Below are 23,819 nucleotides of genomic sequence, written 5' to 3'. Positions count from 1 at the left end.
CGCAGCCCGGCGCTGGGAGACGCATCGAACGAAAGTTTGAACTCGTGCGCGCCGGTGGTCGAGCTTGTCGAGACCCGGTCACCCGGTCTCGACAAGCTCGACCACCGCTTCTGCTACAACGTGACCCGAACCCGCAGGTCCTTCCGCAGAATCTTGCCGGAGCTCGACTTCGGGATGACGTCGATGAACTCCACTCGGCGCACCTTCTTGTGCGGCGAGACGCGCTCCTCGACGAACGCCATCACCTCATCGCCGGTCACCGTCGCGCCGGCCACGATCACGACGAACGCCTTCGGAATCTCCTGGCCATCGTCATCCAGCACCCCGATCACGGCCGAGTCGGCAATGAGCGGATGCGTCAGCAGCAACGCTTCGAGTTCGGCGGGCGCGATCTGGTAGCCCTTGTACTTGATGAGTTCCTTGCTGCGGTCGACGATCCGCACGACGCCTTCCGCGCTGACCGTGGCGATGTCGCCGGTGTGCAGGAACCCCTCGGCGTCGAGTGTCTCGGCGGTCGCCTGCTCGTTGTTCAGGTAGCCGAGCATGACGTTCGGCCCGTGTACGAGCAGCTCGCCCGGTTCGCTCACTCCCTCGGCCGGCACCTCGATCTCCTCACCGGTCGCGGTGGAGATCAGCTTGCAGACAACGTTGGGGATGGTGAAGCCCACCGATCCAGGCGGCAGATCGAGCGCGTCTTGCGGAATCAGGTGGGTGACCGGGCTCGCCTCCGTCATGCCGTAACCCTGCAGCATCCGGCAGCCGAGACGGTGTCCGACGGCGTCGGAGAGCGCACCGTCGAGCGGTGCCGCCCCGGAGAGGATCGTGTGCACACTCGACAGATCGTAGGAGTCGACGAGCGGATGCTTCGCCAGGGCGACCGCGATCGGCGGGGCAATGAACACGTAGCTGCAGGCGTGGTCCTGAATGATGCGCAAGAACTCGGGCAGCTCGAATTTCGCCATCGTCACGAGCCGGGCCCGTTGCTTGAACGCGAGATTGAGCAACACGGTCATGCCGTAAATGTGGAAGAAGGGCAGCAGCGCGAGCAGTCGGTCATCGGCCACGACCGTGAGCAGGTTTCTGGCCTGCTCGACATTGGCGACCAGGTTGCGGTGGCTGAGCATGACGCCCTTGGGTCGCCCGGTGGTGCCCGACGAGTAGGGCAGCACAGCGACGTGGGTGGCGGGATCGAACGTGACCGCCGGGGCATCCGTTGCTTCGGCCAGCAGATCGGCGAGCGACGGATGCCCCGCCACGCTGTCGATCACGATGAGATGCTCGGCGTCGAAACCGACAGACTCGGCGGCCGGCTGGGCGGAGGGGAGCAGCGGCGAGATGGTGAACAACCAGGTGGCGCCCGAATCGACGAGCTGGTTCGCCACATCCTGGGCGGTGTAGAGCGAGTTGATGGTGGTGACGGTGGCCCCCGAGCGCAAAATGCCGTGGAAGACGCTTGCAAACGCTGGAATGTTCGGGCAGAGCAAACCGACGACCGTGCCGGGCCCGACGCCGCGATTGGCCAGTGCGCCGGCAACCCGGTCGATGTGCTCGATCAGTGTGCGATAGGTCGTGCTCGCCCCGGTCGCCCCGTCGACGATGGCCACCCGGTCGAGATCGGCGCCGACCAGATCTCCGAAAAGGTAGTCGTAGATGCTGAGTTCGGGAATCACGACATCGGGGAAGGGGCTTCTGAACACGAGCAATCTCCTTTGATTGTGGTGAGCACAGTATGCCGGTTCCTCCCCCGTCAGCCGGCTGGTCTAGCTGAAAATTCCCTGATTGTGCACTGCTGCATCGTTGCAATCATGTAATCTTGCAGTCGTGCAATAATTGATCTGCACAGAACCGCCCACCGGTCAACAAAACGAATGGCCCTATGAACACCACCGATAATCTCGGTCTCCGCGATCGCAAGCGCCGGGATACCCGCGCCCGGTTGGAGGCCGCCGCCGTCAGCCTCGTGCTGCGCGACGGGTTGGAGCAGACGACGGTTGACGCGATCAGCGAACTGGCCGACGTCTCGCCGCGCACCTTCTTCAACTATTTCGAAAGCAAAGACGCGGCGATCCTCGGAGTGCGTCATGTCGAAGTGACCGACGAACTCGTCATCGAGCACCTCGCCGACAGCGCCGGGCTCGGACCGGTCGAGTCGGTTGTGCGCTTCTTCCTCAGCCTGGTCGGTTCGCCATTGTCGCATTCGACCATCCAGCAGGATCGAATGACCGTGGTGCGGCGCTACCCGCAGCTGTTGACGAGCCAGTTTCTGCAGATGACGCAGATGGCCGAACGACTGAACCTGGCCGTGCAAGAAATTCTCGCTCAGCATCCGCAATTCAGCACCGATGCGAGCGCCGATGCGAGCGGCAACCCGAGCGCCGACACCGACGCCGCGGGCCAAGCCGCCCGGGCCGAAATCATGTTCGCCCTGTGCAGCAGCGGCGTGCGCGTCGCAATGAAGGAATGGGCGGCCGGCGAACCCGGAGCTGACTCCGATGCCGACACCGCTCGCACCGAGATTGAACACCGAGCGATCGCGCTCGTCAGAGAGATAACAGAAAGACTCACATGACCGACACCGTTACGGCGCCACCCCAGGCGTCACCAGAAACCAAACGTCACATCCTTCTCGTCTTCGCCGGGCTCATGGTCACCATGCTGCTCGCGTCGCTCGACCAGACGATCTTCAGCACCGCGCTGCCGACCATTGTCGGTGAGCTCAACGGTGTCGACCACATGCTCTGGGTCACGACCGCCTACATTCTGGCGTCGACCATCATGCTTCCCGTGTATGGCAAGCTCGGCGACCTGATCGGCCGCAAGGGCCTGTTCATCGGCGCGATCGCACTCTTCATCGCCGGTTCGGTTGTCGGTGGGCTCGCCCCCGACATGACCTGGCTGATCACCGGCCGCGCCATTCAGGGCCTCGGTGGCGGTGGCTTGATGATCCTGTCGCAGGCGATCATCGCGGATGTCGTACCGGCGCGTGAGCGTGGAAAGTACATGGGCATCATGGGCGGCGTGTTCGCGCTCTCGTCTGTGGCCGGCCCGCTGCTCGGCGGCTGGTTCACCGAAGGCATTGGCTGGCGCTGGGCGTTCTGGATGAACATTCCCCTCGGAATTCTCGCCATCGCATCCGCCATCGTCTTCCTGAAGCTGCCGAAGTACGAGCACGCCAAGCCGCGCATCGACGTCGCCGGCATGGGTCTGCTCGCCATCGCCTCCACCTGCCTCGTGCTCGTCACGACCTGGGGCGGCACGACCTATGACTGGGATTCGCTGACGATCATCGGCCTGATCGCCGGAACCGTCATTGCCGGTGTCGCGTTCGTGCTGGTGGAGCGTCGCGCCGCCGAGCCGATCATGCCGCTTCACCTGTTCAAGGACCGCAACTTCAACCTCACCACGATCGCCGGTCTGATCACCGGCGTCGCGATGTTCGGCGCGATGGCCTACATCCCCACCTACCTGCAGATGGTGACCGGGGCCAACGCCACCGAAGCCGGCTTCATGATGATCCCGATGATGGCTGCTCTCTTGATCAGCTCAATCGGTTCGGGCGCCCTCGTCAGCAAGACCGGTCGCTACAAGTGGCTGCCGATCGTCGGAACCGCCATTGTCGCCCTTTCGCTGCTGCTGATGTCGACGATGACCCCCGATCTTGAGATCTGGATCCTCTGCGCGTACCTCGCAGTGATGGGCATCGGCCTCGGAATGAGCATGCAGATCCTCATCCTGATCGTGCAGAACTCGTTCCCCGTCACCGAGGTCGGCACGGCCACCGCGTCGAACAACTACTTCCGTCAGATCGGTGCCTCACTCGGTTCCGCTGTGGTCGGCAGCCTGTTCGTCGCCCGTCTCACCGAGCTGATGACCGAACGGATGCCCGCAACCGGTGGGTCGGCGGAAGGCGGCTTGAACTCGCTCACCCCCGCTGTCGTCAAGGGGCTGCCGGAGTCGGTGCGCAACATCATCATCGGGGGCTACAACGACGCACTGACGCCGGTGTTCCTCTACATGGTGCCGCTGATCCTGGTCGCCGTGATCCTGCTCTGCTTCGTCAAGGAGATCCCGCTTGCGACCACGATCGATCGTGGGCCGAAGGCCGGGTCGCTCGAGGCCGAAGCTGAGGCGCTGATTGAAGCGGAGGCGTCGGCTCTGGCCGATGCCAACACCGGCGCCGGCAACGACACCGGCGATGCGGTGCCGGTGGGCGCCAGCGACAAGTAGTACTCATTCGGTGATCGAGCTTGTCGAGATCACACGGCCCGGTCTCGAGACCGGGTCACCGGGTCTCGACAGGCTCGACCAACGAGAGAGATAGACGAAGGGCCCGGCGCATTCGCGCCGGGCCCTTCGTCATGTCAGTGCGGGTTACGCGTTGACCAGGGTCTGCGTGATCACCGAGGTGAAGAACGCGAGGCCGTCCACGCCGGAGCGCATGGCAACATCCGTGTCGGGGCCGAAGCCGGGCTCGACCGCGTGCTCGGGGTGCGGCATCAGGCCGACGACGTTGCCGCGGGCGTTCGAGACGCCGGCGATGTCATTGAGCGAGCCGTTCGGGTTCACGTCGAGGTAGCGGAAGACGACCTGGCCTTCGCCCTCGAGGCGGGCCAGGGTGTCGGCCGAGGCGATGAATCCGCCTTCGCCGTTCTTCAGCGGGATGGTGATCTCGGCGCCGGCTTCGAAGTCGCCGGTCCAGGCGGTCGTGTTGTTCTCGACGCGCAGTTTCTGGTCGCGGCAGATGAAGGAGCCGTGGTCGTTGCGGATCAGGCCGCCTTCGAGCAGGTGCGCCTCGGCCAGCATCTGGAAGCCGTTGCAGATGCCGAGCACGGGCATCCCCTTGTTCGCCGCGTCGATGACCTCGGTCATGATCGGCGAGAGGCTTGCGATGGCGCCGCAGCGCAGGTAGTCGCCGTAGCTGAACCCGCCGGGCAGCACGAGCGCGTCGACGCCGTGCAGGTCGTGGTCGCCGTGCCAGAGGGCGACGGCTTCGGCACCGGCCAGACGGATGGCGCGCTGGGCGTCACGGTCGTCGAGCGAACCGGGGAAGGTGACGACGCCGATGCGCATTAGTTGCCAGCGGCCGCGGCCGCTTCCTCTGCAACGTGGATGCCGACGACATCTTCGATGACGGAATTCGAGAGCACGGTGTCGGCGAGTTCCTGAACTTCGGCCAGCACCGCTTCGGTCACAGCACCGTCGACGGTGATTTCGAATCGCTTGCCGACGCGCACGCCGGAGAATGTGGTCTTACCGAGGCGACCGAGGGCGCCGGCGACGGCTTTTCCCTGAGGGTCGAGCAATTCGGCCTTGGGCATAACTTCAACAACGATGGTCGGCATGGCGCACTCCGCAGGGCTCGAGAATGGGATGCCTCGATTCTACCTGCCGCCTTCGCCGTCGATGGCCGCGCTTCCGGCGGTCGAACGTTCTGGTGGTCGAACGTTCCGGTGGTCGAGCTTGTCGAGACCCGGCGAGCCGACCTCTAACACGGGTTGCGTCAGAGGAGCATCGCGCGAGGTCACTTCGACAAGCTCAGTACATCGCTCGACAAGCTCGACCCCCGGGCCACTAGTGCGCGCCGTGCTGCGCCTCGGCAGACAGGATCGCGAGCAGCGCATCGCGGATCGCCGCGACTCCGGCATACGTCTCGACGTAGCTCGTCGACAGCGGCGAGAGACCGATGCGCAGCGCCCCCGGTCCGCGGAAATCGGGGATGACGTCCTGCTCCCAGAGCACCCGGGTGACCTCGTTCATCGCCGGATGCTCAATCGTTACGTGCCCGCCGCGTCGCGCCGGATCGCGCGGTGACGCCACGACCACGCCGAGCGGCACCAGCCAATCGTCGACCAGACTCATCGCGAACTCGGTCAGGCCGACCGACTTCGTTCGCACCGCATCGATGCCTGCCGTATCGATCATCGCGATCGTGTCTTGCATCGCGAGCATGCCGACAATGGCGGGGGTTCCGCTCATGAAGCGACGGATGCCGTCGGCCGGCACATAGCCGGGGCCCATCTCGAAGATGGCCTTCGTTCCCATCCAGCCTTGGATTGGCTGCGCGAGTTCGCCCTGCAAGTCGGCGCGCACATAGCCGAACGCCGGCGAGCCTGGGCCGCCGTTGAGGTACTTGTAGGTGCAGCCGACCGCCAGGTCGGCGCCCGACGCATCGAGGTCGACGGCGACTGAACCGACCGAGTGGCAGAGGTCCCAGAGCACGAGTGCTCCGGCCTCATGAGCGATTGCGCTGATGGCCGGCATGTCGGCGAGAAAGCCGGAACGGTAGGCCACGTGGCTGAGCACGACGAGGGCGGTCTGCGGTCCGACGACCGCACGCACCTGCTCGGGCGTGACACCGCCGAAACCGTCGGGCTCGATCCAGCGCAGGGTGAGGCCGCGTTCGGCGGCGATCCCCTCCAGCACATAGCGGTCGGTCGGAAAGTTGTCGGTGTCGACGACGATCTCGGTGCGACCGGGGTACGCGGGGCCGCTGCGCGCATCGACGGCGGCCCGGGCGAGCTTGTACAGCGTGACGGTGGTCGAATCGCCGATGAAGACCTGGCCGGCGGCCGCGCCCAAGGCGGCACGACCGAGTGCGTCGCCGATCTTCAGCGGGAGCTCCATCCACTCTTCGTCCCACCCGCGGATGAGCCGGGTGCCCCAGCCATCGGTCAGGAATTCGGTGATGCGTTCGACGCTGGCGCGGGTTGGGCGACCGAGGGAGTTGCCATCGAAATAGACGATGGGCGGGGGCGCCGTGTCGGGGTCCGCGCCGTCATTCTCGATTCCGACGAACTTGCCGCGGTAGTGCGCGAGGCCGTCGATGCGGTCCTTGCGGCGCGCGAAGTCGAGGTGCGCGTCGCGGGGGCCGGGTGAGGAAGCGTTCGAGGCGGCGTGCTCGGCGAACGGGTTGGTGGAGCTGGATGTCATTGCAGGTCCTCGAGTTCGAGTCGGCTGACGGCGCGTGCGGTGCACAGCCAATCGACGAATGCAGTCGGATCGCTCGGGCGAGCGCCGGGAATGAACGTGATGCGGGCGGGGTGGGCGGAAACGACGGGCTGGTTCGGGCTTGACTCGGGGGCAGGCGAACCGCCGGGCCCCGGCCCGGTCAGCGCGCTCAGCACGTTCTCGGGGGTCAGACCGACGGCAAGCAGGGCTTCGATCTCTCGTCGATTCAGCCCGACCGGCAGTGGGCCGTTGCCAAGATCGGTGCCGTAGAGCACGCGCCCGCCGGCCCGATGAAACCGACGCAGATTGTCGGACGCGACAGCGAACTCCTCGGTGTGGTCACCCCAGCCGTGAATATCGAGGGTGCTGATCCAGGTCATCGAGAGGGCCATCGAGGCAATCATCCCGTCGGGCAGCCATGCGCTGAACGGGGTGTGCGCGAACGCATCGACCCCGGCGGCAAACGCACGCTCAGCCTGGCCGCGACCCTCGGCATGGGCGACAACCGGCAGGTCCAGTTCGTGCGCCCGCGCGACAGTCGCGGCCAACACGTCGTCTCCGGGCACCGGTCCGGATTCGGCGTTGAGCGCGATCTTGACCACGGATGCCCCCGCCGCCCATTGTGCGTCGACGGCCGCGGCGGCATCCGATGCGTTCGCGATCTCGGCGACGCTGCCGGGCGGCGTCCAGTCTTGGCGCGCCGGATAGCCGCCGGGCGCCGTGAGGAACTGGTGCGCGAATGCGATATCGGGCAGCTGAGCGTCAGCTTCCTGCGCCGCGGACGTTGCCGGGGATGCCGGCCAGCCGCCCAGATCGAGAACGCGGGCGATTCCGCCGCGCACGAGGAGCGACGGGTCGATCAGGGCTAGGTGGACATGAGCATCGAGGAAGCCAGGGAGGACCGTCGAAGTCATGTCACACGGCCGGGACGTCGGATGGCTGGGGGAAGCGTGGCACTTTTCGAGGCTTCCGGGGTCAGGGCTGCCGCCTTTCGCAACGCTTCGCGTTGCGCATGGGCGTCGAGGAAGCCAGGGAGGACCGTTGAAGTCATGTCCCGATTTCGGTGCGCACCGCGAACAGCTCGGGAAAGAAGGTGAGCTCCAGGGCCTTCTGCAAGAACGCGGCACCGCTCGACCCGCCGGTTCCGGTCTTCATACCGATGATGCGTTGCACCGTCTTCAGATGCCGAAAACGCCAGAGCTGAAAGTTGTCTTCCAAGTCGACGAGCTCTTCGCAGGCCTCATAGGCCGCCCAGTTCTCGCTCGCATTCTCGTATATGCCACGAAAGGTATGAACGAGTTCGGGGTGCAGCACCCAGGCCTCGGTGACGTCCCGCTCCAGCACGTCTGCAGAGATCTCAAACCCTGCGCGGTGCAGATAGCGCAGAAACTCGTCGTAGATGCTCGGAGCCTCAAGCACCTCGGTGAGCAGCGCGTGTGCATCCGGATCGCTTTCGAAGACGCTGAGCATGCGGCGGTTCTTGTTGCCGAGGATGAACTCGACGGCGCGATATTGGTAGGACTGAAAGCCCGAGGAATTGCCGAGGAATCCGCGGAACTCCGCATACTCGGTGGGCGTCAGTGTGGCGAGTACCGACCACTGTTCGGTCAGTGTGCGCTGGATGTGCTTGACCCGGGCGATGCTCTTCAACGCCGGGGCGAGCTGATCGGAGCGCAACCACGCGGCCGCGGCCCGCAACTCGTGAAGCACAAGTTTCAGCCAGAGTTCGGTGGTCTGGTGCTGAATGATGAACAGCATCTCGTCGTGGTGGGCCGGCTTGCTGACCGGACGTTGAGCACTGAGCAGAGTGTCGAGGTCGAGGTAGGAGCCGTAGCTCATCCGGTCACGAAAGTCGGTAACGATTTCAGGTTCGAACTCGCGTGTGTTCTTCTCGACGCCCACTGGTACTCCAATTCTGAATTCGGCACGACGCACGACGGCCCGGCCCAATTCGGTTCCCTGCATTCTTGGGCTTCCCGGCGCGAGTCGCAACATTTGGGAGAATTCCGAACAACCCCGGCCGCGGGCGATGCGTCAGATCAGGGCGGAGTCGGCGGGACGGAGCGGGCCGGAGGGGTGGCGCTGTCAGCGGGGTGGCGTAGCCTCAGGGCAAGGAACGGCCATACGCAGAAAGGCGATCTAGAATCATCCTCATGACATCGTCTGCACGCGCCGCCCAGGAACCGGCTCAGCCACGGCGCAAAGACGCCCGGTTGAACCGTGAGCGACTGGTGACCGAGGCGCGGGCTTTGATCGCCGAAAACGGTGTCGATGCTTCGCTCGAAGAAATCGCGCGCCGTGCCGATGTCGGGGTGGCCACGCTGTACCGCAACTTCCCGAGCCGCGATGACCTGGTACGTGCGCTCTACGACATCGCTTTAGCCGAACTCGGCACCGTACGTGAAGAAATCGTCGCCGCGCCGACGGCCTGGGACGGCGTCGTCGTCTATGCCGAACGCGTCGCCGAATGGTTGGTCGCCGACCCCTCCCTCCCGCCGATTCTGCGACGGATGGCGGTCATCGACCCGACCTACCGGCCCGCGGTCGAATTCGAGACATTCCTGACCTCGTTGGTGGCGCAGGCCAAGCGCGACGGCGATCTGCGCGGCGATGTCGCCGCCGTCGACGTGGCGATGATCGTGACGATGGTCGGATCTCTCGGAACCCTCGGCGACGGTTACAGCGGCCAGTGGCGCCGACAGCTGTCGATCGCCCTCGACGGACTGCGCGGGGCCGGACTCGACCGGCCGAAGCTGCCAGGACGCCCGCTCAACATGAACGAGTTTCAGGCGACGGTCTACGGCCTGACCCGGGGCGCGAAGCGCCGGGCGACCCGGGGCTCCGCGCGCGACTAGCGCGCCATTCCGCTCACCGGCTGAGGCCGTTGGCTAAGCCGTGCGCACCCGAATCACGTTGGCCCACGGGTCGTCGAAGCTGAGGGCCTGACCGTCGTGACGGGTCGCAACGCCGAAGTGGGACATCCGTTCGCCGAGCGCCCCGAGATCGTCGCTCGACGGCACCACGATGTCGACCTGGCCGAGCCCGAGGGCGAGACGGCGCTTGCCGGCGCCTGAGCTGTTCCAGGTGTTCATCGCCATGTGGTGGTGGTAGCCGCCGGCCGAGACGAACAGCGCCGAGTTGCCCATTTCGGCGGTGGAATCGAAGCCCAGCTGGTCGACGTAGAACGCGCGGGCGCTCGCCACATCGCCGACCGAGAGGTGAACGTGCCCGACGACGGCGTTGCCGAACGACGGGTCGGTCTGGCCCTGTTCGGTCAGGTGTTCGCTGATGAACGCGTTCGGGTCGAGGTAGAGGGTGGCCATTTCGACGGAGCCGTGGGTCCAGCTCCAGGCGGTGCGCTGGCGGTCCCAGTAGAGTTCGATGCCGTTGCCCTCTGGATCGGTGAAGTAGAACGCCTCACTGACGAGGTGGTCGGCGCTGCCGGTGAAGGTTCCGGGATGCTTGGTGGCGATCGAGTAGACGGCCGCGGCGAGCTGTGCCTGGGTGTCGAACAGAATTGCGGTGTGAAAGAGGCCGGCCGCGCGGGGCTCCGGCGAGGCGAGCTCTGGGGCATGCTGCAGAATCACGATCGGGGTCGTGCCGCGGCCGAGCACAGCCACCGGTCCCTCGTGGCTCAGCACGGTCAGCGTGACGGCGTCGCGGTAGTACGCGATCATCGCATCGAGATTTCCAACGCGCAGGGTTACCGCGCCCATACCGGTGTCGGCAGCCAGCAGTTCATTTGTAGATCGAGCCATGCCAGGGGTAACGGATGCCGGCGGGTGAGTATTCCGACGGAGCGTTTCTGCGGCCGGGCGTTCCGCCGAGTTTGTGTGTTGCGGTCGACTTTGCCTGGCGCAACAGGGGAACTCGACCGGAAGTGTCAAACTCGGCGGATCGCGCGGCCCGCTCAGTCTTGGTGCAGCTGGATGAAGTTTCCGCAACCGTCGTCGAAGATGGCGGTCGTGCCGGCGGCATCCGTTGACGGTTCTTGAGTGAACGGCACGCCGAGCTCGCTGAGGCGTTCGAATTCGGCCTGCACGTCGGCGGTGCCGAACACGATCGCCGGGATGCCGAGCTTATGCAGGCCCTTCTTGTAAGCCTGGGCGACTGAGTTGTCGCTCGGCTCAAGAAGCAGCCCGACGAGCGGGTCGTCGGGAGACTTTACGACGTAAAGCTGGTACTCCGGCATCGCCATTAGCTTTTCGAAGCCGAGCTTTTCGGTGTAGAAGTCGAATGCGCTCGCCGGATCGTCCACGTGGATGCTGCACATTTTGATTCGCATGTGCAGAAGCCTACGCGCACCCACCGACGGGGACCGAGATGTTGCGACGAGCCAGACGGCTCGGTGCGTCGCTGATCTTTTCGCTAGGCTCCTGCAGGGGCTCCGGGACTTCTCGCCTGCCGCAACCGTGCGCAGTCCGCCCGGTCAGTGCCGTGTCCGCACGAGCAGCTGCCTTTTCACCGTGAGGACGGCTTTGTGAACGACCCGATTCTGCCCACCGTTTCGATTGTCATCCCCGCCTACAACGAAGAGGCCGGCATCCGGCAGTGCCTCCTGGCGGCGATCGATCAGACGGTCCCCGCCCACGAGATCATCGTTGTGGACAACCGCTCGACGGATGGCACCAAGGCCCTCGTCGAGGCGATGCAGTCCGAGTTCCCGAACGCGGGCATCAGAATCATCAGCCAGGACGCCGAGCAAGGCATCACCCCCACCCGAAACGCGGGCTTCGACGCGGCCACCTCCAACGTGATCGGACGCATCGATTCCGATTCGATGATCGCGGGGAATTGGGTGGAAGAGGTCCAGCGTGCGTTCGCAGCAGGCGATTTCGCCGCGGCCAGCGGGTCGGTCGAATACTACGACATGCCGATGAAGCAATTCGGTCATCACGCTGACGACGCGTTTCGCAAGCTCCAAGTGAAGCTCGCCGGCAAGTACGTCTTCCTGTTCGGCACCAATATGGCGATCACACAGGATGCCTGGCGCGCGGTGCGCGACCAGGTCTGCGCTGACCGCGAGGATCTGATGCACGAAGACCTCGACCTCGCCGTGCACCTGGCGTTGCAGGGCTTCACCGTCGGCTACGTGTCCGCCATGGTCGCCGGAATGTCGGCCCGCCGACTCGACTCGGCGCCGCGCGACTATGTCTACTACGTGGAAAGGTTCAAGCGCACCTACGCCGCCCATGGGATCCACGACCCACGCCTTCTGACCCCGATGGTCGTGCTCCTCGCCCTCTACCCGGCACTGCATGCCGAACGACGCCTGCACGAGCACCACACCGCCCAGCTCTGGGGAGGCGTCCCTCAGACGCCAACCCTCGCCGTAGCCGACTAGTCGCGTCTGTAGATTCGGACTACTGGTCGCTGCTCCCGCTGGGCGACGAGGTCAGGCGCTCGAGCAGCTCGCGGTAACGTGCCGCCGTCTGCTCGACGATGTGCGTCGGCAGCAGCGGCGGGGTGCCGGTCTGATCCCAGTTGGCGGCGAGCCAATCGCGCACGATCTGCTTGTCGAAGCTGGCCATCCGCTCGGCCGGAGTCGTGCCGGTCTGCCAGGCTTCGGCATCCCAGTAGCGGCTCGAATCGCTCGTGAGCACCTCGTCGCCGAGCGTGATGACGCCGGTCTCGGGGTCGGCGCCGAACTCGAACTTGGTGTCGGCCAGAATCACACCGGCCTTCTCGGCGATCGCGGATGCGGTGGCGAAGATCGACAGGGAGGCGTCGCGGAGTGCCGCGGCTCCAGTCGCCCCGACCAGCTCGACGGTGCGCTCGAACGAGATGTTCTCGTCGTGCTCGCCCATCGGCGCCTTCCAGGCCGGAGTGTAGATCGGTTCGGGCAGGCGGTCGCCGTTCTGCAGTCCGGCGGGCAGCGGAATGCCGCACACCGTCTGCTCGCGTTGGTATTCCTTCCAGCCGGAGCCGGTCAGGTAGCCGCGCACGACACACTCGACCGGGAACATGTCGAGGGTCTTGCAGAGCATCGCGCGCCCGGCCACGGCGTCGGGGATGAGGCTGGCCGCGGTGCCGTTGGCGATCGCGTGGTCGGGAACCAAGTGGTTCGGAACGTCAACGAGCTGGTCGAACCACCACAGGCTGAGCGTGGTGAGCAGCTCGCCCTTGCCGGGGATGCCGGGTTCAAGCACGTGGTCGAAGGCGCTGACGCGGTCGCTGGCGACCACGAGAATCCGGCCGCCGGGCGCGGACTCTGCCGCGGCATCCGTGCCGGTGGTGTCCGGAAGATACAGATCGCGCACCTTGCCGGAGTAGCTGTGGCGCCACCCGGGCAGGTCGACGGCGACGGATGCGGGCGGCTGATTCTCGATAGTCACGTCTCCATTGTCGCGCAACTGCGCGTACGCTACTGAAGGCCCCTTCTGCGGAGGGGATGCTCCGCTCGCAGGAGGGCCCCATTCGAGGCGCACGCGAGAGTGGCAGCCGGCCCATTGTCGCCCGGCATCTGCCGGCATCAGCCCGGTATTACGCACCTCAGCAAGGACTTTTCAATGCAAAACGTCGTTAGACCCTGGCCGGCCCTCTGGGCGCTCGTGCTCGGTTTCTTCATGATTCTGGTCGACAGCACCATCGTCTCGGTGGCCACGCCGGCAATCATCGTCGGCCTCGACGCCGACATCAACTCGGTGATCTGGGTGATGAGCGCCTATCTGCTCGCCTACGCGGTGCCGCTGCTCATCACCGGGCGCCTCGGCGACCGGTTCGGCCCGAAGAACATTTACCTGATTGGTCTCGTGATCTTCACCGCGGCATCCGTCTGGTGTGGTCTGTCGGGCTCGATTGAGATGCTCATCGCCGCCCGCGTGCTGCAGGGCGTCGGCGCGGCGTTGATGACGCCGCAGACGATGGCGGTGATCACCCGCATTTTCCCGCCGGATCGTCGCGGCCAGGCGATGGGCCTCTGGGGCGCCGTTGCCGGAATCGCCGTTCTCGTCGGGCCGATCCTCGGCGGCGTGATCGTCGACAGCCTCGGCTGGGAATGGATTTTCTTCATCAACTTGCCGATCGGCGTGATCGCGTTCGTTTTCGCGTGGCGCTTGGTGCCGACGCTTCCGACGCACACACACCGCTTCGACATCCTCGGTGTCATCTTGAGCGCTGTCGGCCTGTTCCTGGTCGTCTACGGAATTCAGGAAGGCGAGAACTACGACTGGGGCACGATTGTCGGCCCGATCAGCGTCTGGAGCCTCATCGGCGCCGGTGTCCTCGTGCTCGCTGCCTTCGTCTACTGGCAGTCGATCAACAAGGGTGAGCCGCTGCTCCCGCTGAAACTCTTCCGTGAACGCAACTTCTCGCTTTCCAATGTGGCAATCACCGCCGTGGGGTTCTCGATCACCGCGATGTCGCTGCCGCTGCTGATCTACGCACAGACCGTGCGCGAACTGACCCCCACCCAGTCGGCGCTGCTCATGGTGCCGATGGCGGTCATCTCCGGCGCCCTCGCCCCGGTCTCGGGCAAGCTCGTTGACAAGGTCAACCCCAAGTGGGTCGCCCTCGTCGGGCTGCTGTGCCTGGCCGGCGGCCTGTTCTGGCTCGGCTCGATCATGTCGGCGGATGTCCCGATTTGGGTGCTGCTGTTGCCGATGGCCGTGCTCGGTGTGGCGAACGCCGGTATCTGGGCTCCGCTGTCGACCACGGCGACGCGCAACTTGGCCCCGGCGGACGCCGGTGCCGGTTCGGGCGTCTACAACACGACCCGTCAGATGGGTGCGGTGCTCGGCAGCGCCGGAATCGCCGCCATCATGCAGGCCCGTCTCATCGCCGAGCTTCCGGCCGGCGCCGGTGCGGCTGCCCAGGGTGGAGCCGGCGGGGCCGGTGGCCTGCCCGAGGTGCTGCACGAAGGATTCAGCACGGCCATGGGCCAGTCGCTGTTCCTGCCGGCGGCCGTTGCGCTGATCGGCGCGGTGGCCGTGCTGTTCTTCGTCAAGCCGGCGCCGGTGGCGTGGGGGCCGCGAGCTGCTGCGGCAGTTGTGCCCGCACCCGCTGCGGGGACCGTGGCCGCATCCGTTTCTGGCGAGGTGCCGGCATCCGTTTCCGGCGACGTGCTGGCGGACGCGTCGGAGCCGGTTTCGGAGTCGGAGCCAGTGCCCACGAAGTAGGCGCGGGCGCTGTCGCGCAATTCAGAAGAGGGGCCGGGCATTCGCACAGTGCGGATGCCCGGCCCCTCTTCCGTTACTGAGGATTCGTGCTGAGGCCTTGCCCGACTCAGTTCGCGACGCGCGCGGCGATGTCGGTGCGGAACTGCGCACCCTCGAGCGCAATCTGACTGATCGCGTCGTAGGCACGAGCCCGCGCATCGGTGAAGTCGCTGCCGACCGCGACGACGCTGAGCACGCGGCCACCGGTTGCGATGAAGGTGTCGCCGTCGAGTCGGGTCGCCGCGTGCGCGATCGAGACGCCGGGCACGGCGGATGCGGCGTCGAGTCCGGTGATCGGACGCCCGGTGATCGGGGTCTCCGGATAGTTTTCGCTGGCCAGAACCACGGTCACTGCGACATCCGTTGAAAACTCGGGGCGGGCGACGTGTGCGAGCTCACCGAGCGCGGCGGCCAGCAGCAGACCGGAGAGCGGCGTGATCAGTCGCGGCAGAACGACCTGGGTCTCGGGGTCACCGAAGCGTGCGTTGAACTCGATGACGCGGATGCCCGCATCCGTCAGAATGAGCCCGCAGTAGAGCAGCCCGATGAACGGGGTGTCTTCGGCGGCCAGCTGGCGCACGGTGGGCAGGGCGACCGTTTCGATGATCTCGTCGACGAAGGCCTGCTCGCTGCCGAACTGGGTGTCGAGCCAGGGCAGCGGGGAGTAGGCGCCCATGCCGCCGGTGTTCGGGCCGGCGTCGCCGTCGGCGAGGCGTTTGAAGTCCTGCGCGGGGGAGAGCGGCAGCACGTTGTGGCCGTCGCTGAGCAGGAAGAGGGAGACCTCCTGGCCGTCGAGGAACTCCTCGATCAGCACGCTGCCGTGCTGCAACCAGAAAGTGGAGTGGGCAAGCGCGGCGTCGCGGTCGGACGTGACGAGCACGCCCTTGCCGGCGGCCAGGCCGTCGGCCTTCACGACGTACGGGGCACCGAACTCATCGAGGGCCACCTCGGCTTCGGCGAGGGTGCCGGCGCGCACGGCGCGGCCGGTGGGAACACCGGCCTCATCCATGATGCGCTTGGCGAAGGTCTTGCTGCCTTCGAGGGCGGCGGCGGCCTTGCCCGGCCCGAAGACGGGGATGCCGCGGGTGCGGAGCGCATCGGCGACACCGGCGACGAGCGGGGCTTCCGGCCCGATCACGACGAGCTCGATGCTGTGCAGGATGGCGTAGTTGGTGACGGCTTCCGGGTCGTTCGCGTCGAGCGCGACGACGGGAACGTCGGCGGCGATTCCGGCATTGCCGGGCGCCGCGATGACCTCGTGACGAGGCTCGCCGCTTCGGGCTTCACGAAGCAGTGCGGTGATGATTGCGTGCTCGCGGGCACCAGAGCCAAGAACCAGTATTTTCACTGGTTCAGGTTACCGGATGCGGCTGTCGCCGTCCCGTCGTCGTGGGCGGGGGCATCCGTCGGCTTGCCCTGCCCGGTGGTGGCTAACTCCGGGAATTTCAGATTCTGTCTGGTTTCGGGCCCGGAATGACGCGGGTGCAGTCTGTCGACAGCGAGGATTGCCGGAGTTAGCCACACATCGGCGGGAGCAACGCGGCCAGCGGGAGCCGGTATCCGTCCGCGAGTTGTCACAGATAGCCCCTTCGAGCGAGTTCAAGGGGCTATCTGTGGCAACTCGCGAGCAACGGGCGTGCCCGGCGTGTGCACGCGAGCGCGGACCGGTAGGCCGGGGATGACGCACGGGCGACAATTGAGGCATGGCACGAGCGAGAATCGACGACCCGGCGGGACTGAGCGCAGTGCGCGAATGGGCGGGGGCACCGGATGTCGCACCGCGCGACGTGCGCGCCCTGGCCGTGCGCTACACCCTCCAGTTGCTGGCCGAGAAGGCCGAAGGCAACACCCTCGAGGTGCGGGTGCCGCCCTTCGGCGCCGTGCAGTGCATCGAGGGTCCTCGGCACACGCGGGGAACACCGCCGAACGTCGTCGAGATGGATGCCGCCACCTGGCTCGAACTCGCAACGAGCCGGCTGGTGTGGTCCGACGGGATCGCGACCGGCCGCATCCATGCCTCGGGTCAGCGGGCCGACCTGTCGGGCGAGCTACCGATCGTCGGCTTCTGAACCGGCGCGACGGCGGGGCGGCGGGGCCGGACGCGCGGGTCACACCGGACGCGCGGGTCCCACCGGACGCGCGGGTCCCGCCTGACGTGCAGGTCACGCCCGACGTGCAGATCAGGACGGACGGGGTCGCTCCCGAAGCAACGGAGCCGCCCGGCGAGCGTGAGTCGAAGCGCGCGGTGACAGATTGCCTGCCGCAGCGACCTGACCTTTCCGCGACGCTGGGCGGCCCGGAGTTCGCGCGCTGGTATTGGACGAAAGACGAGCTCGCCGCCTTCAGCCGCACCCTTGGACTTCCCACTTCCGGCGGCAAGCTCGTGCTGGCCAGCCGAATCAGCGCGTTTCTCGAGGGTCGTGCGCAGCCCGCTGCCGCCCCGCGCGCGGCGCCCGGACGGCAGCTGAAGGAACCCGTTTCTGCCCGGACCGTTGTGCCGCGCGGCCAGCGGTGCAGCCAGATACTTCGAGTCTGGTTCACCGATCAACTCGGGCCGGGCTTTCATTTCGATGCGCCGATGCGCGAGTTCTTCGCAACCGCTGACGGTACCGCGACCCTCGCCGACGCGCTCGCTCACTGGGCGAACACTCGTGACGCCGAGCCCTCCGACATCGCGCCGCAGTTCGAGCTCAACCGTTTCACTCGCGATTGGCACCGGGAGAATCCGGGCGGCGACCGTGAGCGGATGCTGCGGGCGTGGAAGCGACACCGTTCGCTCCCGGCCGACCTGCGCAGCGATGATGGGCCGAGGTGCGCCGTCGGTCGATAGCCGCCAGTCAATAGGATCGGCATATGAGCATCCGTCGCCTGGCCCCAATCGTCCTTTCCCTGGGAATTTTGCTCAGCCTTGCCGGCTGCGCTGCCGAAGCCGAACCAGGAGCGGTGGAGCCGACTGCCACAGACTCGACAGAATCGGGCCCATCGGCGACTCCGTCGGCGCCGACCCCAGCCCCCGCTGAGGCGAGCGTGGTGACCTGTGAGAGTCTTCTCGAACCTGCAAGCCTGGCGGAGTTTGCTGCGAGCACCTTCGGTCTCCCCGATCAGGCGGGCATCGATTGGTACGTGAACAAGACTCGCGACGAGAGCAGCGCTCTTGCTCTCTTCGTCGACAACGGTGGGGTGCTCTGCCCGGTGAGCAACGGAATGCGCGTCAGTGAAATATATGGATTCTCCCCGATCGACGCGGAGCAGGCATCCGTGCAGAAAGCGGCACTCGTTGCCGACGGATTCATCGCTTCGCCGAGCGGCGATGGAGAGCTGTACAGCGACACCGCAGATCGCGAGGGAGCGATCTTCGTTTACCTTTTCACAGACGGTCACTGGTTCGCAGCGTACGACACAGTCCGACTGGACGAGATCGTCGCCAATTCCCCACTCGCCGGCTAGACAAGCAGGATCTCTCCCGTGAGGTGCCAGCTTCTGCTCGTTGCGGGCGACCACGACTAGCAGAAGTTGGCGCCTCACGGCCAAGTACGGCGCTAGGCGAGGATCGCCGCGACCTCCGCGAGGGTCGGCATCGAGCTGGTCGCGCCGGCCCGCGTGACCGAGACCGATGAGGCGGTCGTCGCCCAACGCACGGCGTCGATCATCTCGTCCTCGGTCGGGGCAGCGGTCTGGTCCGCGCGCGACGCCAGGCGCGCGACGAGTGAGCCGACGAAGGTGTCACCGGCGGCCGTCGTGTCGATCGCCTTCACCGGGCGGGCCGGCGCGACGCCGAGCACGGTTCCGTTGTGCGCGATGACCGAGCCCTGCGATCCGAGGGTCACGATCGCCCAGGTGTTGCCGGCGCTCAGCGCTTCGGCGGCCGCCACAGGGTCGCTCTCGCCGGTCAGTTCGGCGGCTTCAATTTGGTTCGGCACGATCAGGTCGACCGAGGCCAGAAAACCGTCGGGCAGCGGCATGACCGGCGCCGGCGTGAGCACGGTGAAGACGCCGGCGGCGCGGGCGATCGCGATTCCCTCGACGAGCACCGACAACGGCAGCTCGCACTGCATCACGAGATAGCCGCTGCCTTCGATGGATGCGCGCTGCGGCTCGCTGAGTGAGGTGACGGTTGCGTTCGCGCCCGACACCACCACGATCGAGTTCTCGCCGGAGTCGACAACCGAGATGTGCGCGGTGCCGGTGGGGGCATCCGTCGTGGCCAGGCCCTCGGTGCGCATGCCTTCGGTCGTCATCAGCGCGCGGAGTTCAGAACCGTAGGAGTCGCTGCCCACCGCCCCCAGAAACTCAACGGAACCGCCGAGTCGCGCCGCTGCGACCGCCTGGTTCAATCCCTTGCCGCCGGGAACCGTGCTGAAGCCCGATCCGAATATCGTTTCGCCCGGGAGCGGAAGTCGAGATTGACGAACAACAAGGTCCATATTGGCGCTGCCGAGCACCGCGATCGTAGTCATCCGCACAGTCTGCCAGTCCACGCGAGCTGTTCGCATCTCGAGGCTTGCTCGGCTCGGCGCCGCCGCCTCCGGCGGCTTCGAAGCGTGACGCGGGCGCCTCGCACGTCGCACGCATCCGAGGCAACACCGCGCTGAGGGGTCGCACATCGACCCTCGTTGACCCCGGGAAGGTCGATATGCGACCCCTCACGGCGAAAATACGGTGCTAGCCGGCCCGCCGCACCGGAACCACGAGCAGTGCATCGCTCGACGGATGCCGAATCACCTCGACCGGATGCCGGTAGACGGCGCTGATCCGCTCGGCGGTGAGCACCTCGTCGGGGGTTCCACTGGCCACCACCCGCCCCTGCTCCAGCAGGGTGATCCGGTCGGACCAGGCCGCGGCAAGGGTCAGATCGTGCAGCACCACGACCACCGCGTGGCCGGCCCTGGCGCGGTCGCGCGCCACCTGCAGCACGGCCTCCTGATGGCCGAGATCGAGCGCGGCCGTCGGCTCGTCGAGCAGCAGGATGCCGGTGTTCTGCGCCAGCACCCGGGCGAAAGCCGCCCGGGCACGCTCGCCGCCGGAGAGCGACGGGATGCGGCGCTGCTCGAGGTGCCGAACGTCGGCGGCGGAGAGCGCCGCCGCCACCAGGGAGTCGTCGTCGTCTTCCTGAGCGGTGCGCGCCCAGGGGGCCCGGCCCATTTCGACGACTTGGCGCACGGTGAATCCGAAGAACACCGTGTGGTCCTGCAGCAGCACGGCGCGCTGGCGGGCGAGTTCCCGCAACGACACCTCCTCCAACGGAAGGCCGTTGATTCTCACGCCGCCGGCGGATGCCGCCTGGTCGCCGGCGATCACGCCGAGGAGGGTTGATTTTCCGGCACCGTTCGGCCCGATCAACGCATGCACCTCGCCGGCGCGGGCGATGAAGCTGACCGCGTCGATGATGCGACGTCCGTCGATCTCGACGGTGACGGCCTCCGTTTCCAGAGCGGGCGCGCTCACGCCCAGCCCCCTTCGCGCTGCCGGGTGCGTCGCAGCAGCCAGAAGAAGAACGGGCCGCCGACGAGCGCGGTGAGCATGCCGATCGGCAGATCGGCCATCGGTACCGCGGTGCGCGCCACGAGATCGGCCGTGACGAGCAGCAGGGCGCCGCCGAGCACGCTCGCGATCAGCAGAGGCAGGTGGGCCGGGCCGATGATCATGCGCATGAGGTGCGGAATGACGAGGCCGACGAAGCCGATGATCCCGGCGAACGAGACCGCGGCGCAGACCAGGAGGGCCACGACGACGATCACGACGATGCGCACGAGCTCCACATTGACGCCGAGGTGACGGGCGCTGCGCTCGCCGAGCGAGAACAGGTCGAGCGTGCGGGCGAGCAGAAAGGCCACGATCAGACCGACCGAGATCAGCGGCAGCATCACCCCGACCTGCTCCCAGCGGGCGCCGTTCAGGCTGCCGAGTTGCCAGAACACGATCTGCTCGCGCGCGCCGGTGTCGCCGAGAAAGGTGAGCAGGGCGAGCCCGGCGCCGGCCACCGCATTGACGGCGATGCCGGTGAGCACCAGGGTCACGATCTCGGTGCGGCCACTCGACCGGCTGGACAGATAGATCACCAGCGTAGTCACGAGTCCGGCGACGAACGCGACGGCCGCGATGGTCCATTCGCCGATGAAGGTCCAGCCGAAGACGATGCTGACGGATGCCCCGAGCGCGGCACCCGAGGACACCCCCACCACGCTCGGTTCGGCCAGCGGGTTGCCGAACACCGCTTGCATGAGCAGGCCGGCCGCGGCCAGGGCGGCGCCGATCAGCAGGGCCATCACGATGCGCGGAAAGCGGATCGTCCAGAGCGCGGCATCCGTCAGTTGGGTGGAGGAGTTCTGCGCGGTGTCGAGGCCGAGCGCCCGCCCGATCGAGGCGATCACGTCGGCGGGGGAGACCTGAACTTGCCCGCTCCCGGCCGCGACGAGCACGACGAGCAAAAGAGCCGAGCTGAGGCCGGTGTATAGCCACGCGCGCCGGGCGGCGCCGGGCGCGCGTCGGACCGCACGGGGGTTGGCGTTCGGCTTGAGGGGAGGCGAACCAGGCGCCGAACCAGGCGCCGAACCGGGCGCCGAACCGGGCGGCGGGCCGATCGTCGAGTCTTGCGCCGAATCAGGCGGCGTGCCGGCGAGCGTCTCAGTCATGGCTTGCCCCGTCCGCGCCCGGCGCGTAGATGGCCCGGGCGAGGGCATCGAGCACCTCGGGCGTGCGCGGGCCGAACGCCAGCACCTGGTCGTCGGCCATGTTGACGATGCGGCGGTTCTGCCCGGCCGGGGTCGCCGCAATCGCCGGGATGCTCTCGAGCAGGCCGTCGACGCCGCCGACGGATTCGAGGCCGGTCGTCATCACCAGCAGCAGGTCGGGCGCCGTCGCGACGAGGGCCTCCGCCGTGAGCGGCTTCATCCCCTGCCAGCCGATCTTCGACGCCACGTCGATCCCGCCGAGGCTGTCGATCAAGGAATCGGCACCGGATTCGGCCCCGAAAATGTAGTAGATGCTCGCCGCCCCGCGCATGTAGAGAAAGAGGATGCGGGGGCGATCCGCGACTGCGGTCGGGGCCAGGGTTGCGATGTCGGCGATGGTGGTGGCCGTGTCGGCGGCGAGCCGTGCGTTCAGTTTCTGCCCGACCTCCGGAACGCCGAGCGCCGTGGCAACCTGATCGATCAGGATTTCGTTGTCACCGATGCTGCGCTGTGCCGTGATCACGACGATCGGGATGCCCGCCTCACGCAGTTGGGTGAGCACATCACGCGATCCCACCGTGCGGTCGGTGAGGATGAGGGTCGGAGTCAGACTGAGCACCGCCTCCGCCGCGAGCTCGTGTCCGTTCTGGGTCACCAGGGGGAGGTCGGCCGCGCCGGGGAACTCGGTCGAGTTGTCGCGGGCGACCACCCGGTCGCCGAGCCCCAGCGCGAAGACCGTGGCGGCCAGGGTGCCCGACCGGTCGATCGCGATGATGCGGTCGACATCCGTCACCGTGACGGAATTGCCATCGTTGTCGGTCACCGCGACGGGCAGTGCCGGCACCGGATTCTTCACGATCGGCTCGACGGCACGAGTGGGCAGGCAGGCGGTGGATTCCCCGATCAGTGATGTCGGCGGGCCGGCCGCCGTCACCTCGGAAAGTGGAACGTCAGCACCCGGGCAGTCGGGAGCGGAGCTTGAAGCGGAGGAATCACTCGGCTTGACGGTGGCGATCGCGCTGCAGCCGACGAGAGATATGGCGACGATGACGGCGAAAAAAGCGCTGGTCAGACGGCTTTGCGAAGAGGAGAGGGGCACAATTATTTAGGATAGCCTATCCTCAGCTTGACAGCATCTTCGCGCAGCCCCTACGGTAAGCATAGCCTCACCTAACCTGGCGGGGCTTCCCTTGTTCTGGTTCTCGCGCAGCGCCGCGACGCATCTTTCGGTGCGCTCGTCGTCGGTCGTGCGGCCTGCCGGTGGCGTTCCTGCCGGCGTGCCCTCGACGTGCCTTCGGCGTGCCTGTCGGCGTGCGCGAACTTCACCATGTCTGGAGTTTTCGTTCCATGATCCACACGTCCCCGCCGGCGAACCGGTTCCGCACGATACTGGCGACTCTTGTCGTCGGCCTTCTCGTCGGCGGTGCATCCGTCGGGACGGCAGCGCCGGCGCTCGCCGCTGAAGCAGCCGCGACACCGACCGTCACCGCAACCGAGGCCCCGGGCGGCGGCGGCCAGGTCACCGTCTCGGGAAGCGGGTTCGCGGCGGTGGATCCGGGGTTTTACCTGGCGCTGGCACCGGCCGGACTGGCCGGCTTCTACCCCGCTTCCGGGCAGATGCTCGGAACCCAGGTGATTGTCCCGGCCACTGACGGCACGTTCACCGCCACCATGACCGTGCCGGCTCCCGTCGAGGGCGGCTTCGCTTTCTACACCTCCAAGGCCCATGGCATCGGAATTTCTGACAAGAGCGAGGACACCGTCACGCCGGTGCGGTTCGCTGCGCCTCCAACGCCGGAGCCAACGCCGGAGCCGACTGTGGAGCCCACACCGGAACCCACACCGGAACCCACCGTAGAGCCGACTCCGGTGCCGTCGCCCGAGCCACCGGTGACGCCGGCCCCGGTTCCGACGGTGACGGTGTCGAAGACGACCGGTCTGAACGCCGATGGCGAGACCGTCACCGTGCGTGGCACCGGCTTCTTGCCGTCCGCCCCGGCGACGTCGGGCACGCGCCCGCCGCTGGCCGGAACGTTCACCGGCA

23 protein-coding genes and 1 pseudogene are annotated in these 23,819 nt (G+C 66.7%); 9 read left to right on the top strand and 15 right to left on the bottom strand.

Annotation, left to right across the window (positions count from 1 at the left end):
- Positions 1–113: 113 nt before the first annotated feature.
- Positions 114–1,697: an AMP-binding protein gene (locus tag AC1DCF_RS18900; protein ID WP_477212323.1), complete on the bottom strand. Its 1,584-nt coding sequence runs from the start codon at positions 1,695–1,697 to the stop codon at positions 114–116.
- A gap of 179 nt (positions 1,698–1,876) precedes the next feature.
- Here AC1DCF_RS18900 and AC1DCF_RS18895 point away from each other — a divergent pair, with 179 nt between their 5' ends.
- Both AC1DCF_RS18895 and AC1DCF_RS18890 read left to right on the top strand, forming a co-directional pair.
- Entirely contained in the window at positions 1,877–2,569 is a 693-nt protein-coding gene (locus AC1DCF_RS18895; protein WP_477212322.1) for a TetR/AcrR family transcriptional regulator, read from the top strand.
- A complete protein-coding gene (locus AC1DCF_RS18890) occupies positions 2,566–4,227 on the top strand; it encodes an MDR family MFS transporter (RefSeq protein ID WP_477212321.1) in 1,662 nt (553 codons plus the stop codon). Before AC1DCF_RS18895 ends, AC1DCF_RS18890 begins: the two co-directional genes overlap by 4 nt.
- A 144-nt stretch (positions 4,228–4,371) precedes the next feature.
- On the opposite strand, the gene purQ is transcribed toward AC1DCF_RS18890, so the two are convergent.
- The 5 genes from purQ to kynA form a co-directional block, all read right to left on the bottom strand.
- A complete protein-coding gene (gene purQ / locus AC1DCF_RS18885) occupies positions 4,372–5,070 on the bottom strand; it encodes a phosphoribosylformylglycinamidine synthase subunit PurQ (protein ID WP_345068046.1) in 699 nt (232 codons plus the stop codon).
- On the bottom strand, positions 5,070–5,342 hold the full coding sequence (gene purS / locus AC1DCF_RS18880) for a phosphoribosylformylglycinamidine synthase subunit PurS (protein ID WP_477212320.1): 273 nt from the start codon (positions 5,340–5,342) through the stop codon (positions 5,070–5,072). Before purS ends, purQ begins: the two co-directional genes overlap by 1 nt.
- Before the next feature lie 229 nt (positions 5,343–5,571).
- Positions 5,572–6,930, bottom strand: a complete 1,359-nt coding sequence (locus tag AC1DCF_RS18875; RefSeq protein WP_477212319.1) for a kynureninase — start codon at positions 6,928–6,930, stop codon at positions 5,572–5,574.
- The gene (locus AC1DCF_RS18870; protein WP_477212318.1) at positions 6,927–7,862 is read right to left on the bottom strand and encodes an amidohydrolase family protein; all 936 of its coding nucleotides are present in this window, start codon (positions 7,860–7,862) and stop codon (positions 6,927–6,929) included. The genes AC1DCF_RS18875 and AC1DCF_RS18870 overlap by 4 nt, the downstream gene beginning before the upstream one ends.
- A 133-nt stretch (positions 7,863–7,995) precedes the next feature.
- Positions 7,996–8,850 carry a tryptophan 2,3-dioxygenase gene (gene kynA / locus AC1DCF_RS18865; protein WP_441791875.1) on the bottom strand — a complete coding sequence of 285 codons (855 nt, stop codon included), beginning with the start codon at positions 8,848–8,850 and terminating at the stop codon, positions 7,996–7,998.
- Between the two features lie 251 nt (positions 8,851–9,101).
- Between kynA and AC1DCF_RS18860 the strand changes: the two genes are divergently transcribed.
- On the top strand, positions 9,102–9,803 hold the full coding sequence (locus AC1DCF_RS18860) for a TetR/AcrR family transcriptional regulator (RefSeq protein ID WP_441791876.1): 702 nt from the start codon (positions 9,102–9,104) through the stop codon (positions 9,801–9,803).
- Between the two features lie 33 nt (positions 9,804–9,836).
- Here the strand turns inward: AC1DCF_RS18860 and AC1DCF_RS18855 are convergent, their stop codons facing one another.
- A complete protein-coding gene (locus AC1DCF_RS18855; protein WP_477212317.1) occupies positions 9,837–10,706 on the bottom strand; it encodes a VOC family protein in 870 nt (289 codons plus the stop codon).
- A 152-nt stretch (positions 10,707–10,858) separates the two neighbouring features.
- Complete coding sequence (locus tag AC1DCF_RS18850) at positions 10,859–11,233, bottom strand: VOC family protein (RefSeq protein ID WP_441791878.1); 375 nt, start codon at positions 11,231–11,233, stop codon at positions 10,859–10,861.
- Between the two features lie 195 nt (positions 11,234–11,428).
- Here AC1DCF_RS18850 and AC1DCF_RS18845 point away from each other — a divergent pair, with 195 nt between their 5' ends.
- On the top strand, positions 11,429–12,292 hold the full coding sequence (locus AC1DCF_RS18845) for a glycosyltransferase family 2 protein (protein WP_477212316.1): 864 nt from the start codon (positions 11,429–11,431) through the stop codon (positions 12,290–12,292).
- A 19-nt stretch (positions 12,293–12,311) separates the two neighbouring features.
- Here the strand turns inward: AC1DCF_RS18845 and AC1DCF_RS18840 are convergent, their stop codons facing one another.
- A complete protein-coding gene (locus tag AC1DCF_RS18840; protein ID WP_477212315.1) occupies positions 12,312–13,283 on the bottom strand; it encodes a phosphoribosylaminoimidazolesuccinocarboxamide synthase in 972 nt (323 codons plus the stop codon).
- A gap of 174 nt (positions 13,284–13,457) precedes the next feature.
- Between AC1DCF_RS18840 and AC1DCF_RS18835 the strand changes: the two genes are divergently transcribed.
- Entirely contained in the window at positions 13,458–15,065 is a 1,608-nt protein-coding gene (locus tag AC1DCF_RS18835) for a DHA2 family efflux MFS transporter permease subunit (RefSeq protein ID WP_477212314.1), read from the top strand.
- 106 nt (positions 15,066–15,171) lie between these two features.
- Here the strand turns inward: AC1DCF_RS18835 and purD are convergent, their stop codons facing one another.
- Together purD and AC1DCF_RS18825 are read right to left on the bottom strand one after the other, a co-directional pair.
- Positions 15,172–16,452 carry a phosphoribosylamine--glycine ligase gene (gene purD / locus AC1DCF_RS18830; RefSeq protein WP_477212313.1) on the bottom strand — a complete coding sequence of 427 codons (1,281 nt, stop codon included), beginning with the start codon at positions 16,450–16,452 and terminating at the stop codon, positions 15,172–15,174.
- Positions 16,449–16,682 (bottom strand): hypothetical protein, encoded by a 234-nt coding sequence (locus AC1DCF_RS18825; RefSeq protein ID WP_477212312.1) that lies wholly within the window; start codon positions 16,680–16,682, stop codon positions 16,449–16,451. Before AC1DCF_RS18825 ends, purD begins: the two co-directional genes overlap by 4 nt.
- Positions 16,683–16,807: 125 nt before the next feature.
- On the opposite strand from AC1DCF_RS18825, the gene AC1DCF_RS18820 reads away from it, so the two are divergent.
- The 3 genes from AC1DCF_RS18820 to AC1DCF_RS18810 all read left to right on the top strand — a co-directional run bounded on the left by AC1DCF_RS18820 (position 16,808) and on the right by AC1DCF_RS18810 (position 18,551).
- A complete protein-coding gene (locus AC1DCF_RS18820; RefSeq protein WP_441791884.1) occupies positions 16,808–17,173 on the top strand; it encodes a sterol carrier family protein in 366 nt (121 codons plus the stop codon).
- A 104-nt stretch (positions 17,174–17,277) separates the two neighbouring features.
- On the top strand, positions 17,278–17,934 hold the full coding sequence (locus AC1DCF_RS18815; protein WP_477212311.1) for an SAP domain-containing protein: 657 nt from the start codon (positions 17,278–17,280) through the stop codon (positions 17,932–17,934).
- Positions 17,935–17,957: 23 nt separating this feature from the next.
- Entirely contained in the window at positions 17,958–18,551 is a 594-nt protein-coding gene (locus AC1DCF_RS18810; RefSeq protein WP_477212310.1) for a hypothetical protein, read from the top strand.
- A gap of 92 nt (positions 18,552–18,643) precedes the next feature.
- Here the strand turns inward: AC1DCF_RS18810 and AC1DCF_RS18805 are convergent, their stop codons facing one another.
- The 4 genes from AC1DCF_RS18805 to AC1DCF_RS18790 all read right to left on the bottom strand — a co-directional run bounded on the left by AC1DCF_RS18805 (position 18,644) and on the right by AC1DCF_RS18790 (position 22,874).
- The gene (locus AC1DCF_RS18805) at positions 18,644–19,561 is read right to left on the bottom strand and encodes a ribokinase (protein ID WP_477212309.1); all 918 of its coding nucleotides are present in this window, start codon (positions 19,559–19,561) and stop codon (positions 18,644–18,646) included.
- A 205-nt stretch (positions 19,562–19,766) separates the two neighbouring features.
- The gene (locus AC1DCF_RS18800; protein ID WP_477212308.1) at positions 19,767–20,549 is read right to left on the bottom strand and encodes a heme ABC transporter ATP-binding protein; all 783 of its coding nucleotides are present in this window, start codon (positions 20,547–20,549) and stop codon (positions 19,767–19,769) included.
- Positions 20,546–21,736: a FecCD family ABC transporter permease gene (locus AC1DCF_RS18795; RefSeq protein WP_477212307.1), complete on the bottom strand. Its 1,191-nt coding sequence runs from the start codon at positions 21,734–21,736 to the stop codon at positions 20,546–20,548. The genes AC1DCF_RS18800 and AC1DCF_RS18795 overlap by 4 nt, the downstream gene beginning before the upstream one ends.
- Positions 21,729–22,874 carry a heme/hemin ABC transporter substrate-binding protein gene (locus tag AC1DCF_RS18790; RefSeq protein ID WP_477212306.1) on the bottom strand — a complete coding sequence of 382 codons (1,146 nt, stop codon included), beginning with the start codon at positions 22,872–22,874 and terminating at the stop codon, positions 21,729–21,731. Before AC1DCF_RS18790 ends, AC1DCF_RS18795 begins: the two co-directional genes overlap by 8 nt.
- Positions 22,875–23,122: 248 nt before the next feature.
- Here AC1DCF_RS18790 and AC1DCF_RS18785 point away from each other — a divergent pair.
- Positions 23,123–23,819, top strand: a pseudogene (locus tag AC1DCF_RS18785) (hypothetical protein); the annotation flags it as partial.

This window comes from Leifsonia sp. 10L418, from assembly GCF_056395445.1.
The sequence above is the reverse complement of the archived record's forward strand: the minus strand, read 5'-3'. Positions and strand labels throughout refer to the sequence as shown.

Bases quoted from the DNA above. Each gene is read 5' to 3' on its own strand.
- AC1DCF_RS18895 (WP_477212322.1), top strand. From the start codon at position 1,877: ATGAACACCACCGATAATCTCGGTCTCCGCGATCGCAAGCGCCGGGAT.
- AC1DCF_RS18835 (WP_477212314.1), top strand. From the start codon at position 13,458: ATGCAAAACGTCGTTAGACCCTGGCCGGCCCTCTGGGCGCTCGTGCTC.
- AC1DCF_RS18795 (WP_477212307.1), bottom strand. From the start codon at position 21,736: ATGACTGAGACGCTCGCCGGCACGCCGCCTGATTCGGCGCAAGACTCG.
- AC1DCF_RS18875 (WP_477212319.1), bottom strand. From the start codon at position 6,930: ATGACATCCAGCTCCACCAACCCGTTCGCCGAGCACGCCGCCTCGAAC.
- AC1DCF_RS18855 (WP_477212317.1), bottom strand. From the start codon at position 10,706: ATGGCTCGATCTACAAATGAACTGCTGGCTGCCGACACCGGTATGGGC.
- AC1DCF_RS18820 (WP_441791884.1), top strand. From the start codon at position 16,808: ATGGCACGAGCGAGAATCGACGACCCGGCGGGACTGAGCGCAGTGCGC.
- AC1DCF_RS18890 (WP_477212321.1), top strand. From the start codon at position 2,566: ATGACCGACACCGTTACGGCGCCACCCCAGGCGTCACCAGAAACCAAA.
- purQ (WP_345068046.1), bottom strand. From the start codon at position 5,070: ATGCGCATCGGCGTCGTCACCTTCCCCGGTTCGCTCGACGACCGTGAC.
- purS (WP_477212320.1), bottom strand. From the start codon at position 5,342: ATGCCGACCATCGTTGTTGAAGTTATGCCCAAGGCCGAATTGCTCGAC.
- AC1DCF_RS18850 (WP_441791878.1), bottom strand. From the start codon at position 11,233: ATGCGAATCAAAATGTGCAGCATCCACGTGGACGATCCGGCGAGCGCA.
- AC1DCF_RS18860 (WP_441791876.1), top strand. From the start codon at position 9,102: ATGACATCGTCTGCACGCGCCGCCCAGGAACCGGCTCAGCCACGGCGC.
- AC1DCF_RS18870 (WP_477212318.1), bottom strand. From the start codon at position 7,862: ATGACTTCGACGGTCCTCCCTGGCTTCCTCGATGCTCATGTCCACCTA.
- AC1DCF_RS18805 (WP_477212309.1), bottom strand. From the start codon at position 19,561: ATGACTACGATCGCGGTGCTCGGCAGCGCCAATATGGACCTTGTTGTT.
- AC1DCF_RS18810 (WP_477212310.1), top strand. From the start codon at position 17,958: ATGAGCATCCGTCGCCTGGCCCCAATCGTCCTTTCCCTGGGAATTTTG.